This window comes from Nocardioides sp., from assembly GCF_004803405.1.
GTDB lineage: Bacteria > Actinomycetota > Actinomycetes > Propionibacteriales > Nocardioidaceae > Nocardioides > Nocardioides vastitatis.
Genome location: NZ_SSXI01000330.1, coordinates 1 through 16,050 on the forward strand (window position 1 = coordinate 1; position 16,050 = coordinate 16,050).

Below are 16,050 nucleotides of genomic sequence, written 5' to 3' on the forward strand. Positions count from 1 at the left end.
CGGCAGCCTCGACCTCGTGGTCGTGCTGGCGCCGGGCGGCTCCGACACCGGGACCGCCTCGGCGGTGGCCGAGGCGGCCCGCCGCGGCTGCCAGCTCGTGGTGGCGTGTCCGCCCGGGTCGATGGTCGCCGAGCACGCCGCCGGCCGATGGACCACGATCCTGCCGACCAGGACCGACGACCAGCTGGCCACCGCGGTCGCGATGCTGTCGTTCCTCCACCAGGTCCAGGTCGGTCCGGTGGCGGACTCGGAGGCGGTCGCCAACGCCCTCGACCAGGTCGCCATCGCCTGCTCGCCCGGCCGCGACATCTCGATCAACCCGGCGAAGATGCTCGCGATCTCGCTGGCCGACGCCAACCCCCTGGTCTGGGGAGGCTCGGTCCTCGGGGCCCGGGCGGCCCGACGGGTCGCGGAGTCGATCCGTCGCACCTCGGGGCGGACCGCGCTCGCCGGGGACGCGGAGCACCTGCTCCCGGTGATCGAGGCCGCGCGTCCGCGCAACGTCTTCGCGGATCCCTTCGCCGACGGCGCGGGCGACCGTCGCCCGGTGCTGGTGGTCCTCGACGACGGGACCGAGGACCCGGTGGCCCACGACCAGCGGCGTCGGCTCGACGAGGCGGCCCGTGCCGGTGACGTGCGCGTCGAGACGGTCACCGCAGACGTCGACGGGGAGGTGGCGCGCTACGCCTCCTTGCTGCTGCACGGCACCTACGCCGCGGAGTACCTCCGCCTCGGCCTGGTCGACGACTGACCGCGGCGGGGGAGTGAGCCGCGTCACCCCCGCCGTGTGTCCCCGGCTGCACCGGGTACCAGGCGGAGATGGCTGATCAGTCTGCGACCTCGCGGGACCCCTGGCTCGACAACGCCAAGATGGCCTTGATCCTGCTGGTGGTGGTCGGCCACGCCTGGGAGCTGCTGCCCTCCGACGGCCCCAGGGGTCAGCTGTACGACTTCCTGTACCTCTGGCACATGCCGGCGTTCGTCCTCATCTCCGGCTACCTCTCGCGCGGCTTCGAGTACGCGCCCAAGCGGATGTGGCAGCTGGTCCGGACGCTGGTCGTGCCCTACATCGTGTTCGAGGCGGCGCTCGCGCTGTTCCGCCTCTGGGTGGGAGGTGAGCGCCTCCAGGACCTGTTCACCGATCCGCACTTTCCGCTCTGGTACCTGCCCGCACTGGTCGTGTGGCGGCTGCTGACCCCGCTGTTCCGCCCGCTGTGGGGTGGGGTGATCGTCGCGGCCGGCGTCTCCGTGGCCGGCGGGTTCATCGACGGCGAGATGTCGCAGCTGATGGACATCGCCCGGATCCTCGGCTTCCTGCCGTTCTTCGTGCTGGGCCTGAAGGCCACGCCCGAGATGCTGGGCTGGCTCCGCGGCCGGTTCCCGGCCGCGGTGGGCCTCGGCGTCCTCGGGGTGCTGTGGCTCCTGGCGGGCAGCCTGGACCACTGGGCCGACGTTGCCTACCTCTACTACAGGCCGTACGACTACCTCGAGGCCTCGAACATCACGGTGATGCTCACCCGGCTGATGGTGGTCACAGCCGGCATGGTCGGGGCGGTCGCGTTCCTCACGCTGGTGCCGCGCTGGAACGGCTGGTTCGCGCGGATGGGCTCGGCGACCCTGATCGTCTACCTGTTCCACGGGTTCGCCGTGAAGGGTCTCGAGTACGCCGGCTTCTCGGACTGGGTCGACGGCCACACGTGGCTCGGACTGATGGCCGCCACCCTCAGCGGGGTCGCGATCACCCTCGGTCTCGCCGCCCCGCCCGTGCGCAGGCTCCTGCAGCACGTGGTCGACCCGTTCGGCACGGCCGAGAAGGAGGTGCGCGAGGCGGTGGGGCTCGCGGTCGTCGTCCAGGAGCAGGAGGAGGGTCCGGACGAGGCGCCGGCGGATGCCCATCAGGGTGCCCTGGCCGGGCGGTAGGCGCCTCCGCGCCGCCGACTAGGCTGCCGGCCATGCCCAGCACCGCACTCCGTCAGGGACCAGGCGCACCGGGGGTCACCCCGTGAGCGCCGGCCTCTTCGGCCTGCTCGACGACATCGCCGCGATCGCCAAGCTGGCGGCCGCGTCCGTGGACGATGTCGGCGCAGCCGCGGGCCGGGCCACCACGAAGGCTGCCGGGGTGGTCGTCGACGACACCGCGGTGACGCCGCAGTACGTCCACGGCGTCGCGGCGAACCGCGAGCTTCCGATCGTGAAGCGGATCGCGATCGGGTCGATCCGCAACAAGCTGCTGCTGATCCTCCCCGCGGCGCTGCTGCTCAGCCAGTTCCTGCCGGACCTGTTGCCGATCATCCTGATGCTCGGCGGCACCTTCCTGGCGTACGAGGGTGCGCACAAGATCTGGCACAAGGTCGCCGGGCACCACGACCACGACATCCCCGTGACGGAGATCAGTCCCGAGGCCGAGAAGGAGATGATCTCCGGCGCGATCCGGACCGACCTCATCCTCTCCGCGGAGATCATGGTGATCGCGCTCGACGAGGTCGCCGCCGAAAGCTTCTGGTCGCGGCTGGCGATCCTCGTGGTCGTCGCGTTCGCGATCACCATCGCGGTGTACGGCGTGGTCGCGGCGATCGTGAAGATGGACGACACCGGGCTGCTGCTGACGCAGCGGAAGTCCGGACTCGCGAAGAAGGTCGGGTACGGGCTGGTGGCAGCGATGCCCAAGCTGCTGGCGGTGATCTCCGTCGTCGGCACGGTCGCGATGCTGTGGGTGGGCGGCCACATCCTGCTGGTCAACGTCCACGAGGTCGGCTGGTGGGACGCGCCGTACGACTGGGTGCACGGCCTCGAGCACGACGTGGAGCACGCGGTCCACGGGTTCCTCGGCGCGACCCTCGCCTGGCTGGTCAACACCGGCATCTCGGCGGTGATCGGCCTCGTGGTCGGCGCGGCGGTGGTGGCGGTCGTCAGCGTCCTGCCGTTCGGCCGCGACAAGGCGGCGCCTGAGCCGGGGTCCGTCGAACGACCGGTGAAGCCCGGCGCGACGCCTCCGGCCGACGCACACTAGTCGCTCGCCTCCTGCCGATGATTCCCGCGGCGGAGAGCCCCGCTTGTAGGGTGGTGAAGGCCATGCGCGGGAGATCCCGGAAGAGCGCAGATGCGCCGCAGGACCACTGACACTCGAGCTTCGAGGACCAACATGGACTACAAGGTTGCCGACCTGAGCCTGGCCGAGTACGGCCGCAAGGAACTCTCCCTGGCCGAGCACGAGATGCCCGGCCTGATGTCGCTGCGCGAGCGCTACGGCGACAGCCGGCCGCTGGCCGGCGCGCGGATCGCGGGCTCGCTCCACATGACCATCCAGACCGGTGTGCTCATCGAGACGCTGGTCGCGCTCGGCGCCGACGTGCGCTGGGCCTCCTGCAACATCTTCTCCACCCAGGACCACGCGGCCGCCGCGGTCGTCGTCGGCCCCGACGGCACCGTCGACAACCCGCAGGGCACTCCCGTCTTCGCCTGGAAGGGCGAGACCCTCGAGGAGTACTGGGACCTCGCCGAGAAGGTCTTCGACTTCGCCGACGAGGCCGGCAACAAGGTCGGACCCAACATGCTGCTCGACGACGGTGGTGACATCACCCTGCTCGTCCACAAGGGCGTCGAGTTCGAGAAGGCCGGAGCGGTGCCGTCGCAGGACAGCACCGACAACGAGGAGTACAAGGAGGTCCTCCGGGTCCTCGCGCGCTCCCTCGACAACGACCCGCAGCGCTGGACCAACATCGCCAACGGCATCAAGGGCGTCTCCGAGGAGACCACCACCGGCGTGCTCCGGCTGTACGACCGGTTCAAGGAGGGCTCGCTCCTCTTCCCGGCGATCAACGTGAACGACTCGGTCACCAAGTCGAAGTTCGACAACAAGTACGGCTGCCGTCACTCGCTCATCGACGGCATCAACCGCGCCACCGACGTCATGATCGGCGGCAAGGTCGCGGTCGTCTGCGGCTACGGCGACGTCGGCAAGGGCTCCGCGGAGTCGCTGCGTGGTCAGGGCGCTCGCGTCATCGTCACCGAGATCGACCCGATCTGCGCGCTGCAGGCGGCGATGGACGGCTACGAGGTCAAGCGCCTCGAGTCGGTCGTCGAGACTGCCGACATCTTCATCACCACGACGGGCAACTTCGACATCATCCGCGTCGAGCACTTCGAGAAGATGAAGCACCAGGCGATCGTCGGCAACATCGGCCACTTCGACAACGAGATCAACATGGCCGGCCTCGCGAAGATCCCGGGCATCGTCAAGGACGAGATCAAGCCCCAGGTCCACCAGTGGATCTTCCCCGACGGGAAGAAGATCATCGTCCTGTCCGAGGGCCGGCTGCTGAACCTCGGCAACGCGACCGGCCACCCGTCGTTCGTCATGTCGAACTCGTTCACCAACCAGGTCCTGGCCCAGATCGAGCTCTTCACCAAGACCGACAAGTACCCGGTCGGCGTGTACGTCCTCCCGAAGCACCTCGACGAGGAGGTCGCGCGCCTGCACCTCGAGGCGCTCGGTGTCGAGCTGACCGAGCTCACCCAGGAGCAGGCCGACTACCTCGGTGTCCCGATCGAGGGTCCGTACAAGTCCGAGCACTACCGGTACTGAGACATCGACCCGAAGCCGGCACTCCACGCGGGTGCCGGCTTCGGTCGTCCCCGCGCCTAGGATTGCGCCCATGAGCCAGCCCGCCGGCGCGCAGTCGTACCAGACGAAGGGACGTGTCCTCGTCGTGGACGACGATGCTCCCCTCGCGGAGATGCTCAGCATCGTGCTCGGCCAGGAGGGGTTCGAGAGCCGGGTGTGCGCGCACGGTGACGCCGCGCTCGCGGAGTTCCGCGACTACCGCCCCGATCTGGTGCTGCTCGACCTGATGCTGCCCGGCAAGGACGGCATCGACGTGTGCAAGGAGATCCGCGCCGAGTCCGGCGTGCCGATCGTGATGCTGACCGCCAAGGGAGACACGGTCGACGTCGTCGTGGGTCTGGAGTCCGGTGCCGACGACTACGTGGTCAAGCCGTTCAAGCCCAAGGAGCTGGTGGCGCGGATCCGTGCCCGCGTACGACGGACCGACTCGGTCGCACCCGAGACGCTGACCATCAAGGACATCGTCATCGACGTCGCCGGGCACTCCGTGACGCGTGGGCACGAGGAGATCTCGCTGACCCCGCTGGAGTTCGACCTGCTGATGTGCCTGGCTCGCAAGCCCGGCCACGTCTTCACCCGGCAGGTGCTGCTCGAGGAGGTCTGGGGCTACCAGCACGCCGCCGACACCCGGCTGGTCAACGTGCACGTCCAGCGGCTGCGGTCGAAGGTCGAGCACGACCCCGAGCGACCGGAGGTGGTCCTCACGGTCCGGGGGGTCGGCTACAAGGCCGGCTCCGCCTAGGCTCCGGCGCCCCATGGTCGGGACAAGCGGGCACTTCTGGGCAGGCCTCACGCCCGGGCTCCGCCGCGCACTGACGTTCTGGCGTCGGTCCATCCAGGCGCGCGTGGTCGTGAGCACCGTCGTGCTGTCAGCTGTGATCGTCAGCGGGGTCGGCTGGATCCTGCTCCAGCAGACCCGGGAGGGCCTGCTCGACCATCGCGTCGACGTCGTCCTCGGTGAGGTCGACGCCGAGATCGGAGATGCTCGAGCCCGCCTGGACGCCGCGTCCGGCACCGAGGTCAACGCCAGCCGCCAGCAGCGCGACCTGGTCGACCCGATCATCGACCGCGGAGAGAGCCGCGGCTACAGCGTGGTCCTCGCCGGCCCCGAGGGCGAGGACGTGCCGCTGCGTGAGGGTGGCGGCGAGTACACCAGCGGACTGGACCTGCGCAGCGTGCCCGAGGCGATCGAGGCGCACTTCGACGGCGTCAACCGGACCACCGCGTGGAGCTACACCGAGATCGTCCGGACCGCCGAGGACGGCCAGGCACGGACCGACCCCGGCATCATCGTCGGCTCGCAGGTGCAGCTGCCCTCGGACGGCAACACCTACACGCTGTACTTCCTGTTCCCGCTGACCGCGGAGGAGGAGACCCTCGGTCTGGTGACCCGGGCGCTGCTCACCGCTGCCGGTCTGCTGGTCGCGCTCGTCGCCGGCCTGACCTGGCTGGTGACCCGCCAGGTCGTGACCCCGATCCGGATGGCCCGGCGCGTCGCGGAGCGGCTCGCGGCCGGGCGGCTGCAGGAGCGGCTCGAGGTGGTGGGCGAGGACGACATCGCGCGCCTCGCCTACTCGTTCAACCAGATGGCCAGCAACCTGCAGCGCCAGATCCGCCAGCTCGAGGAGCTGAGCTGGGTGCAGCGACGCTTCGTCTCCGACGTCTCACACGAGCTGCGAACCCCCCTGACCACCGTGCGCATGGCGTCCGACGTGCTGCACGACGCCCGCACGAACTTCGACCCGACCACGGCCCGGTCCGCCGAGCTCCTCCAAGCCGAGCTCGACCGGTTCGAGAACCTGTTGGTCGACCTGCTCGAGATCAGCCGGTTCGACGCCGGGGCCGCCATGCTGGACACCGAGGACGTCAACCTGGTCGACGTCGTGGACCGCGTGGTCGACGCCGCCCGCCCGCTCGCCGACCAGCGGGGGGTGCGGGTGGTCGTGGAGCAGCCCGTGGAGCCGGTTCGTGCGGAGGTCGACGTACGACGCGTGGAGCGCATCGTGCGCAACCTGGTCGTCAACGCGATCGACCACGCGATGGCCGACGACCCGACCGAGGCGGTCGTCGTGCGCCTCGCATCGGACGAGGGCGCTGCCGCGATCACCGTCCGCGACCACGGAGTCGGCCTCGCTCCCGGCGAGTCAGCCATGGTGTTCAACCGGTTCTGGCGCTCGGACCCGGCGCGGGCGAGAACGAGCGGCGGCACGGGTCTCGGTCTCGCCATCGCCCAGGAGGACGCGCACCTCCACGGCGGTTGGCTGCAGGCGTGGGGTCGTACCGGCCAGGGCGCCCAGTTCCGGCTCACCATTCCGCGACACGCGGGCGCCGCCCTGCGTCACAGCCCGCTGCCGCTGACCCCGGAGGACGCGCTGTCCAGCGACGCCGCGGTCGTGACCGGTCCGGCCGACGCCGTCCGGACCGAAGAGGGGACTCGCTCGTGACGCGCCTGGTCGCCCTGCTGATCGCCCTGCTCGCGGCGACCACGCTCGCCGGCTGCATGGACCTGCCGGACGAGGGCCCCGTCGTCGAGTCGGGCGTGACGGAGGAGCGGGACGGACGACGCGCCAGCGGGATCGACGCCCGTCCGCCGGCTGACGGTGCCTCCCGCACCCAGGTGGTCACCGGGTTCCTCGACGCGATGACCGCCTGGCCGATCCAGACGAGCGTGGCGAAGGAGTACCTCACCGAAGAGGCCGCGGAGCAGTGGAACCCCGAGCGGGAGACCATCGTCTACGGCGACTCGCTCCCGGCGCGGGAGGTCGGGGGCGAGGTGACCGTTCAGCTCACGGACGCCGACGGGCTCGACAGCATCGGCAGCTGGCGGGGTCCGCTGCCCGAGAGTGAGCTCACGCTGCAGTTCCAGGTGACCGTCGAGGACGGCGAGTACCGGATCTTCCAACCGCCAGACGCGCTCGTGGTGCCGGCGTCGTGGTTCCAGCAGCGCTACCGCCAGGTCTCGCTCTACTACTTCGATCCGGTGGCGCAGATCCTCGTCCCCGAGCCGGTCTTCGTGCCGGTGGGCGACCAGCTCGCCACCACGCTTGTCTCGGCACTGTTGGACGGGCCGCCGCCGCGAGCGAGCGGTGTCGTGCGCACCTTCATCCCGGCGGGCCTCAGCGTCGGGCTCTCCGTGCCTGTCGACGACGAGGGGGTCGCCGACATCACGCTCGTCGGCGACGCGCCGCTGGTCTCGCCCGAGGAGGCGGAGCTGATGCTCGCCCAGCTGGCGTGGACGCTCAAGCAGGACACCGCGATCACTGCGGTGCGGGTCACCATCGGTGACGCCGACCTCCCGCTGCCGGGCGGCGCATCGACGTACTCCGTCGACTCGGCCCAGGACTTCGCCCCGTCGGGCGCCGGCGCCACCACCCTGCTCTTCGCGCTGAGCGGCGGTCGGCTGCTGTGGGGGAGCAACGACAGCCTCCTACCGGTCACCGGGCCCTTCGGCGGCCTCGGCCTCGGCATCGTGTCGGTCGCCGCCCGCCCGGACGGCGAGCTCGTCGCCGCCGTGGACCGCGACGGGACACGGGTCCGCGTGGCGCCCGTGCGCGACGTCCCCGAGGGGGCCCGGCCGCAGACCGTGCTGAGCGGCGGCACCCGCTTCGCACGGCCGACCTGGGACGACGCCGGTCGACTGTGGCTGCTCGACCGGCGCCGCGGGGGCGCGGTGGTGTGGCTGGTCGAGGACGGCGTCGCCCGTGAGGTCCGGGTCCGCGGCGTGACCGGCGAGCGGGCGCACCAGCTGATCGCGTCCCGCGACGGCACTCGCCTGGTCTCCGTCGTCCGCACGTCCGAGGGAGACGAGGTCCTCGGAGCGCGCGTGGTGATCGGCAGCAGTGGCCGGGTCGCGCGGGTGCGGGAGCCGTTCGTCATCCGCCCGGCCGAGGACACGCGGATCGTCGACGTGGCATGGACCAGCCCGATCCGGGTCGCGTTGCTGACCCCGACGTCGCCGCGAACCCTCTACGAGGTCGACATCGTGGCGGCGGACGGAGCCGCGGTCGCCATCGACACGCTGTCCACCATCGTCGCGGGTCCCGTTCTCGGCATCGCCGGCACGCCCACACCCGAGGCGCCGACCTTCGCGGTGTTCGGCGACCACTACCTCGACGTGGTCACCCAGGAGCAGTACGACACCGGGCCGGCCCCGATCAGCCAGCTGGACTACGCGGGGTGACCGGGGCCCCGTGGACTGTCCACAAGCCCGCGCCGGCTCGTTGCCGGTCGGCCCGCCCGCTGCTGGGCTGGCCCCGTGCGCCTGCTGCCCCTGCTCACCGACGGCTTCACCGACCTGGTGCTGGGCTCCGCCTGCGTCGGGTGCCGGCGACCAGGCAGGCCCCTGTGCACCGGATGTCGGGCCGCCCTCCCCGAGGCCGCGGCGACCGCGTGGCCCACGCCGACGCCGCCGGGCCTCGTCCCGCCGTACGTCACGGGTGCCTACGACGGCCTCCTGCGCGCCATGGTGCTGGCGCACAAGGAGCGGCAGGTCCTGGCGCTGACCCGTCCGCTCGGCGACCTGCTGGCGCACTCGGTCGGCGCGGCGCTACAGACGGCCGCCGGCCCGGACCACCCGGTCATCCTCGTCCCGGTCCCGTCCCGGGCCGCGGCGGTTCGCCGGCGCGGCCACGACCCGACCGCGGCGATGACCCGCGCGGCTGCCCGGGTCCTCCACCGGCAGGGGCGAGAGGCGAGGGTCGCGCGGCTGCTCAGGCTCCGCCCCGGCGTCGTTGACCAGGCCGGGCTGGACGCCAGCCGACGGGCCGCGAACCTGGCTGGCTCGATGGCCGCTCCCAGTGCCGTCGTACGACGGCTGGGGCGGCGGGTGCCCCACGCGCACGTCGTGGTGTGCGACGACGTGCTGACCACGGGGGCCACGCTCCGGGAGGCACAGCGGGCGCTCGAAGCGGCCGGCCTCACGGTTGTGGCGGCTGCCACGGTGGCGGCGACTCGGCGGCGGCGGGCGCCACCCGGATCGCCCCCAGCCCTTTCGTGGACCCCTGGAACGGACTAACGTCTCATCATGGAGTCCGCCCGGGTCCGTGGTTGCGCCGCACTGGCTGGGCAGGCGCCCGACCGGATGCGGCAAGCCGATGCCAGTCGCAGGCGAAACGGTCCACGTAAGTCGACGTTCGCGTCGACGATCACGGTGCGGCTTAGTCGTAAGTCCTGCCTCGGACCTGACGTCAGACACGTCCGGCCCCGGGAGAAGGCCATCAGTGGCAGCAAGCTGCGAACGCCTCAGCAGGCGGGTGTGGGGACGAAGACCAGGTCGGCCGGGCGGACTCCTGCCTTCTTTGCCGCGAGCGCGTCTCCGGCGCAGAGTGGGCGAGCCGGCTCGCCGGCGGTGCCTTCGCGCCGATCGCTCGACTCACCGAGCACCCTCGAGGACGTCCCGGCTCGGGTCGGGAAGCACCATCAACCAACATGTGGAGGTAACGATGGACGTTGTGGTCACCGGACGGCACTGCGAGATCTCGGACCGGTTCCGAGCGCACGCCGCCGAGAAGCTGGCGAGGCTCGAGAAGCATGACCACCGCATCATGCGGGTGCACGTGGAGGTCGACTGCGAACCGAATCCCCGACAGCACGACCATTCCGTCCACGTGGAGCTCACGGCCTACTCGAAGGGCCCGGTGATCCGCGCCGAGTCCGCAGCCGACGACAAGATGGCGGCGCTCGACCTCGCCCTCGACAAGATGGCGGCCCAGATGCGGAAGGCGTCCGACAGGCGGCGCGTGCACCGCGGGCGTCGTACGCCGGTCTCCGTGGGACGCGCGCTGTCCGACGTCCCGGTCGACGGCGTCGACGAGGCGCTCGCCGCCGCCGACACGGTCGAGGAGCGGCAGGTCGGCCCGATCACGGTCACCGGAGACGGTCCGCTGGTCGTCCGTGAGAAGACCCACCCCGCGAGCCCGATGACCTTGGACCAGGCGCTCTACGAGATGGAGCTGGTCGGCCACGACTTCTACCTGTTCGTCGACAAGGAGAGCGAGCGCCCGTCCGTCGTCTACCGCCGCAAGGGCTACGACTACGGCGTGATCTCGCTCGACCTCGGCGATCGGGGAGCCTGACCGGGGCGACCAGATCCCGGACCCTTCCGGGGCGGGGCGGGACCTGAGCCGGGTCTCCATGCCATGATGCCGGTGTGGCGAGTGGGAACGAGCCAGTCCGAGTGCTTGTGGTCGACGACCAGGAGCTCTTCCGCCGCGGTCTGACGATGCTGCTGGGCATCGAGGAGGGGATCGAGGTCGTCGGCGAGGCCGGCGACGGCGTCGAGGGCGTCGAGCTCGCGGTGAGCACGGTGCCCGACGTCGTGCTCCTCGACGTGCGGATGCCCAAGAAGTCCGGGATCGAGGCCTGCGTCGCGATCAAGGAGGCGGTCCCGATGACGAAGATCATCATGCTGACCGTCTCCGACGAGGAGGCCGACCTCTACGAGGCCGTCAAGAGCGGTGCCTCGGGCTACCTGCTGAAGGACTCCTCGATCGAGGAGGTCGCCCAGGGCGTCCGGGTCGTGGCCGACGGCCAGTCCCTGATCAGCCCGTCGATGGCGGTCAAGCTCATCGACGAGTTCAAGACCATGTCGGCGCCCGACCGTTCGGCGGGCACCGCGCTCAAGCTCACCGACCGCGAGCTCGAGGTGCTGCGGCTGGTCGCGAAGGGCCTCAGCAACCGTGACGTCGCCCAGGCCCTCGCGATCAGCGAGAACACGGTGAAGAACCACGTCCGCAACATGCTGGAGAAGCTGCAGCTGCACTCCCGGATGGAGGCGGTCATGTACGCCGTCCGGGCCAAGCTGGTCGACCTGGACTAGTTGAGCTTGCGCGAGCGCGTCTTCGGCGTAGGGCGGGCAGCAAGCTGTCGGAGGACGCCTCTCGCCGCGCTGCCGCGCTGAGATGTCGGCGCGCTCTCCTAGGGTGACGCCCGTGGGATCCACCCAGTCGCTGTCGCGCGCCCAGGCCCGCCGCATCGCGCTCGCCGCCCAGGGCTTCGCCGACGCTCCACACGCCGCGCCGACGATGCGCACCTTCGCCCGCACCCTCGCGCGCACCGGGGTGTTGCAGGTCGACAGCGTCAACGTGCTGCAGCGGGCGCACTTCATGCCCCTCTACTCCCGGATGGGACCCTACGACCCCGACCTGCTGCGCCGCGCCGCGTCCGGACCGACACGGCGGGTGGTGGAGTACTGGGCCCACGTCCAGGCCTTCATGCCCGTCGAGCTGTGGCCGGCGATGGAGTTCCGCAGGCGGCACTACCGCGAGCAGCGCGGCAAATGGTGGAAGTCCGTCGACGAGGACCACTCGCAGGAGGTCCTCGAGGAGGTACGACGCCGCGGCCGGCCGGTCACCGCGCGCGACCTCGACGACGGGTCGCCCCGGGCCCGCGAGCACTGGGGCTGGAACTGGTCACAGGCCCGGGTGGCGCTCGACTACCTCTACATGTGCGGCGAGGTGGCCGTCGCGGGGCGCAACGGCCAGTTCGAGGTGCAGTACGACCTGCCTGAGCGGGTGCTGCCGGCCGAGGTGCTGGCGGTGCCCACGCTGTCGGCGGCCGACGCGCACGTCGAGCTGGTGCGCCGCGCGGCGCGGTCCCACGGGGTCGCGTCGGCCAACTGCCTGGCCGACTACTACCGGATCCGGGTCGGCGAGGCGAAGGTCGCCGCGGAGGCGCTGGTGGCCGCCGGCGAGCTGGAGCGGGTCAGCGTCGAGGGCTGGTCCCGTCCGGCGTACCTGCACCGCGACGCCCGGCTGCCGCGCCGGATCGCGGCCCGCGCCCTGCTCAGCCCGTTCGACCCCGTCGTGTGGGAGCGAGCGCGGGCCGAGGCGCTCTTCGACTTCTTCTACCGGATCGAGATCTACGTCCCCGCCCACGAGCGGGTGCACGGCTACTACGTCCTGCCGTTCCTGCTCGGCGACCGCATCGTCGCCCGGGTCGACCTGAAGGCCGACCGGGCCAGTGGCCGCCTCCTCGTGCCCGCCGCCTTCGCCGAGCCGCACGCCCCCGCGGAGACCGCCGCCGAGCTGGCGTCCGAGCTGGAGCGGCTGGCGGGGTGGCTGGGTCTGGATGTGATCGAGGTCGGCACGAAGGGCGACCTGGCTCCAGCGCTGGCGGCAGAGGTCGACGCGCCCATGGCCTCCTGAGCCAGGGACGGCGATCGACCGGTCTCCCAACCGGAGGTGGTGCGTGGGCGTGCGGCGAGGGTCGATAGTTTGTCCCGGTGACCCAACGCACACTCGTCCTCATCAAGCCCGACGCGGTCCGGCGCGGCCTGGTCGGCAGCGTGCTGACGCGCTTCGAGGCCAAGGGGCTGAGCATCGTTGCCATGGAGCAGCGGCACATCGACGCCGCCCAGGCCGACGCCCACTACGCCGAGCACGTGGAGCGTGACTTCTACCCGCCGCTGCGTGACTTCGTGACGAGCGGGCCGATGGTCGCGCTGGTGCTCGAGGGCGACGAGGCGATCGAGGTGGTCCGCGGTCTCAACGGCGCCACGGACGGACGCAAGGCCGCGCCCGGCACCATCCGGGGCGACCTCTCGCTCTCCAACCGCGAGAACCTCGTGCACGGGTCGGACTCCCCGGAGTCCGCGAAGCGCGAGATCGCGCTCTGGTTCCCCAACCTCTGACGGCCCTTCCGCGAGACCTCCCTCGGCGTGCCTGCACGCCATCGGGCCGCGGCTTCCTTACGCTCGCAACCGGAGGCCGCCGTGTCCGTGCGCCCGGTGGTCGCCCCGGTGCACTCCCTGGAGTGACCCGGCTTCCCCGAATGCGCACGAGCGGATCCGCCGACCTGGGTGGGTCCGGCGACGCTTTGCGAGGCATGCGTGAGGGCGAACTCGATCATCGGCCGGGACATGGCCGTCGACCTGGGCACGGCCAACACCCTCGTCTACGTCCGCCGACGCGGCGTCATGCTGGACGAGCCCAGTGTGGTGGCGCTCAACGACTCCACCGGTGAGGTGATCGCGGTCGGGCACGAGGCGAAGCAGATGCTGGGCCGCACCCCCGACAACATCACCGCCCTCCGGCCGCTGCGCGACGGCGTGATCGCCGACTTCGAGGCCACCGAGCAGATGCTGCGGCACTTCATCGCCCGCGTGCACCGACGCCGCTACTTCGCCAAGCCCCGCATGGTCATCTGCGTGCCGAGCTCGATCACGCCGGTGGAGCAGCGCGCCGTGAAGGAGGCCGGCTACCAGGCCGGCGCCCGCCGGGTCTACGTCGTCGAGGAGCCGATGGCGGCGGCGATCGGCGCCGGGCTGCCCGTGCACGAGGCGACCGGAAACATGATCGTCGACGTGGGGGGCGGCACGACGGAGGTGGCCGTGATCTCGCTCGGCGGCATCGTCACCTCCCTCTCGATCCGCACGGCCGGCGACGACATCGACGCCGCGATCATCGCGTGGATGAAGAAGGAGCACGGCGTGATGCTGGGCGAGCGCACGGCCGAGGACGTCAAGATCACGCTCGGCTCCGCCTTCCCGCGGCCCGGTGAGCCCGAAGGCGAGGTCCGTGGGCGGGACATGGTCACCGGACTCCCGCGCACCGTGAACGTCACGAGTGCCGACATCCGCCAGGCTCTCGAGGAGCCGCTGCACGCGATCGTCGACGCCGTGCGAGTGACCCTCGACCAGACGCCGCCCGAGCTCTCCGGCGACATCATGGACCGCGGCATCGTGCTCACCGGCGGTGGTGCGCTGCTGCGCGGCCTCGACGAGCGGATCCGCCACGAGACGGGCATGCCGGTCCACGTGGCCGACGACCCGCTGGTCTCGGTGGCGATGGGCGCCGGTCGGTGCGTCGAGGAGTTCGAGGCCCTCCAACAGGTGCTGGTCACCAACCCTCGGCGGTTCTGATGGCCATCGACACGCGGCCGGTCCGCCCGGCCCAGCAGGCCCCCGCTCGCCGTACGTCCGCGCAGCGGGACCCCGAGACCGACCGGGGCCGTCCCTCGCGCGCGCTGGTCCTCGCGCTGGTCCTGGCCTGCACGACACTGATGGTCCTCGACCGGGCCGGCGGCGAGGACTCGCCGGTGCAGCCGGTCCGTCGCATCGTCGGCGAGGTGATCGGCCCGGTCCAGGCCGCCGCCGCCACCGTGGTCCGCCCGGTCGCGGGGATCCCCGCCGCCCTGCGCAGCAACGGCTCGCTCCACCACGACGTCGCCGCGCTCGAGGCCGAGAACGCCGAGCTGCGCAACCAGCTCACCAAGGCGGGGTACGACGAACACCGGCTCGGGCAGCTCGAGGGACTCCGCGCCGTGGCGGGCGACCTCGGCTACGCGCTCGTGCCGGCCCGGGTGATCGCGATCGGACCGGCGCAGTCGTTCTCCAGCACGGTCACCCTCGACGCCGGCTCCGACGCCGGCCTGCGGCCCGACATGACCGTCGTCGCGGCGGAGGGACTGGTCGGCCGGATCACCGCGGTCACCAACCACACCGCCACCGTGCTGCTCATCGTCGACGCCACGTCGGCCGTCGGCGGCCGGATCGGCGACAACCTCGAGCTCGGCTTCGTCCGTGGTCACGGCACCCTCGGCACCGATGACCGGCTCGAGCTCGAGCTCGCCGACCGCAACGTCGTCCCGAAGATCGGCCAGGGCGTCGTGACCTGGGGCAGCGAGGGTGGCGCGCCCTACGTCGCGGGCGTTCCGATCGGCAAGGTCGTCAAGGTATACGAGTCCCTGCGGGAGACGTCCTACCGCGCGGTGATCGAACCGGGCGTCGACTTCACCTCGCTCGACCTGGTCGGGGTGGTGGTGCCCTCCGGCACCGAGGGCCGCGTGATCGAGGCCGACGGGAGCCTCCAGTGAGGGCGGGGTCCGCGGGCCGCCTGCTCGCCGTCATCGTCGCCGTGGTCGGCGCCCTGGTGCTGCAGGTGACGGTGCTGCCGCACTTCGCGTGGCGCATCGGCGGGCTCGGCGTCGTCCCCGATCTGGTCCTGCTCGTCGTCGTCGCGACGGCGATCGCCACCGACACCCGGTTCGCGACGCTCGCCGGCTTCGGCGCGGGGCTGCTGCTGGACGTGGCTCCACCCGCCGACCACGTCGCCGGCCGCTGGGCACTCGCGCTGATGGTGGTCGGGTACGTCGTGGGTCGGCTGGTGCACGACAACACCGCCGACGTCGGACGGTTCGAGCCGGAGTCGGTGCGCCGTCCGCCGGTTCCCCTGATGCTGGCCGCGGCCGCTGGCGGCTCGTTCATCGGGACCTCCGTCTTCGCCCTCACCGGCCTGCTGGTCGACGACGCGGCGGTGGCGGTCTCCGACCTGCTGCCGGTCGCGCTGGTCGCGCTGCTGCTCGACGTGATCGCCGCGCTGGCGGTCGTCCCGGCCACGCTCTGGCTCCACCGCAGGCTCGCCAGCGACGACCTCGGCGACCGAGTGCGGGTCCGGGCCTGATGGGCGCTCCGGCGGCGTCGCACCGCA

The 16,050-nt window shown here is 71.5% G+C and carries 15 protein-coding genes; all 15 read left to right on the forward strand.

The window, feature by feature from the left end; genetic code table 11:
* The coding region (locus E7Z54_RS22335; RefSeq protein ID WP_136436932.1) for an SIS domain-containing protein at window positions 1-751 on the forward strand (751 nt) is incomplete at its 5' end.
* Window positions 752-819: 68 nt separating this feature from the next.
* Window positions 820-1,920: an acyltransferase family protein gene (locus E7Z54_RS22340; protein WP_136436933.1), complete on the forward strand. Its 1,101-nt coding sequence runs from the start codon at window positions 820-822 to the stop codon at window positions 1,918-1,920.
* 82 nt (window positions 1,921-2,002) lie between these two features.
* Entirely contained in the window at window positions 2,003-3,010 is a 1,008-nt protein-coding gene (locus E7Z54_RS22345) for a DUF808 domain-containing protein (RefSeq protein ID WP_136436934.1), read from the forward strand.
* Between the two features lie 132 nt (window positions 3,011-3,142).
* Window positions 3,143-4,585 carry an adenosylhomocysteinase gene (ahcY, locus tag E7Z54_RS22350; protein WP_240769848.1) on the forward strand — a complete coding sequence of 481 codons (1,443 nt, stop codon included), beginning with the start codon at window positions 3,143-3,145 and terminating at the stop codon, window positions 4,583-4,585.
* Window positions 4,586-4,655: 70 nt separating this feature from the next.
* On the forward strand, window positions 4,656-5,366 hold the full coding sequence (gene mtrA / locus E7Z54_RS22355; RefSeq protein ID WP_136436936.1) for an MtrAB system response regulator MtrA: 711 nt from the start codon (window positions 4,656-4,658) through the stop codon (window positions 5,364-5,366).
* A gap of 13 nt (window positions 5,367-5,379) precedes the next feature.
* Entirely contained in the window at window positions 5,380-7,068 is a 1,689-nt protein-coding gene (gene mtrB, locus E7Z54_RS22360) for an MtrAB system histidine kinase MtrB (protein WP_136436937.1), read from the forward strand.
* Window positions 7,065-8,804 (forward strand): LpqB family beta-propeller domain-containing protein, encoded by a 1,740-nt coding sequence (locus E7Z54_RS22365; RefSeq protein WP_136436938.1) that lies wholly within the window; start codon window positions 7,065-7,067, stop codon window positions 8,802-8,804. The genes mtrB and E7Z54_RS22365 overlap by 4 nt, the downstream gene beginning before the upstream one ends.
* A gap of 75 nt (window positions 8,805-8,879) precedes the next feature.
* Window positions 8,880-9,638, forward strand: a complete 759-nt coding sequence (locus tag E7Z54_RS22370; protein ID WP_136436939.1) for a ComF family protein — start codon at window positions 8,880-8,882, stop codon at window positions 9,636-9,638.
* A 427-nt stretch (window positions 9,639-10,065) separates the two neighbouring features.
* The gene (gene hpf / locus E7Z54_RS22375) at window positions 10,066-10,698 is read left to right on the forward strand and encodes a ribosome hibernation-promoting factor, HPF/YfiA family (RefSeq protein ID WP_136436940.1); all 633 of its coding nucleotides are present in this window, start codon (window positions 10,066-10,068) and stop codon (window positions 10,696-10,698) included.
* Between the two features lie 101 nt (window positions 10,699-10,799).
* Window positions 10,800-11,441 carry a response regulator gene (locus tag E7Z54_RS22380; RefSeq protein ID WP_136436941.1) on the forward strand — a complete coding sequence of 214 codons (642 nt, stop codon included), beginning with the start codon at window positions 10,800-10,802 and terminating at the stop codon, window positions 11,439-11,441.
* Between the two features lie 112 nt (window positions 11,442-11,553).
* Window positions 11,554-12,768, forward strand: coding sequence for a winged helix-turn-helix domain-containing protein (locus tag E7Z54_RS22385; protein WP_240769849.1), 1,215 nt, complete (start codon window positions 11,554-11,556; stop codon window positions 12,766-12,768).
* Window positions 12,769-12,845: 77 nt separating this feature from the next.
* A complete protein-coding gene (gene ndk / locus E7Z54_RS22390; protein ID WP_136436943.1) occupies window positions 12,846-13,253 on the forward strand; it encodes a nucleoside-diphosphate kinase in 408 nt (135 codons plus the stop codon).
* A gap of 198 nt (window positions 13,254-13,451) precedes the next feature.
* Window positions 13,452-14,483, forward strand: a complete 1,032-nt coding sequence (locus E7Z54_RS22395; protein ID WP_276606258.1) for a rod shape-determining protein — start codon at window positions 13,452-13,454, stop codon at window positions 14,481-14,483.
* Window positions 14,483-15,436 carry a rod shape-determining protein MreC gene (gene mreC / locus E7Z54_RS22400; RefSeq protein WP_136436944.1) on the forward strand — a complete coding sequence of 318 codons (954 nt, stop codon included), beginning with the start codon at window positions 14,483-14,485 and terminating at the stop codon, window positions 15,434-15,436. The genes E7Z54_RS22395 and mreC overlap by 1 nt, the downstream gene beginning before the upstream one ends.
* Window positions 15,433-16,023, forward strand: a complete 591-nt coding sequence (gene mreD / locus E7Z54_RS22405; protein WP_240769850.1) for a rod shape-determining protein MreD — start codon at window positions 15,433-15,435, stop codon at window positions 16,021-16,023. Before mreC ends, mreD begins: the two co-directional genes overlap by 4 nt.
* Window positions 16,024-16,050 lie beyond the last annotated feature (27 nt).

What these genes read in the sequence shown, in the direction of transcription:
- mreC (WP_136436944.1), top strand. Translation starts at nt 14,483, where the DNA reads ATGGCCATCGACACGCGGCCGGTCCGCCCGGCCCAGCAGGCCCCCGCT.
- ahcY (WP_240769848.1), top strand. Translation starts at nt 3,143, where the DNA reads ATGGACTACAAGGTTGCCGACCTGAGCCTGGCCGAGTACGGCCGCAAG.
- mtrB (WP_136436937.1), top strand. Translation starts at nt 5,380, where the DNA reads ATGGTCGGGACAAGCGGGCACTTCTGGGCAGGCCTCACGCCCGGGCTC.
- hpf (WP_136436940.1), top strand. Translation starts at nt 10,066, where the DNA reads ATGGACGTTGTGGTCACCGGACGGCACTGCGAGATCTCGGACCGGTTC.
- mtrA (WP_136436936.1), top strand. Translation starts at nt 4,656, where the DNA reads ATGAGCCAGCCCGCCGGCGCGCAGTCGTACCAGACGAAGGGACGTGTC.
- E7Z54_RS22340 (WP_136436933.1), top strand. Translation starts at nt 820, where the DNA reads ATGGCTGATCAGTCTGCGACCTCGCGGGACCCCTGGCTCGACAACGCC.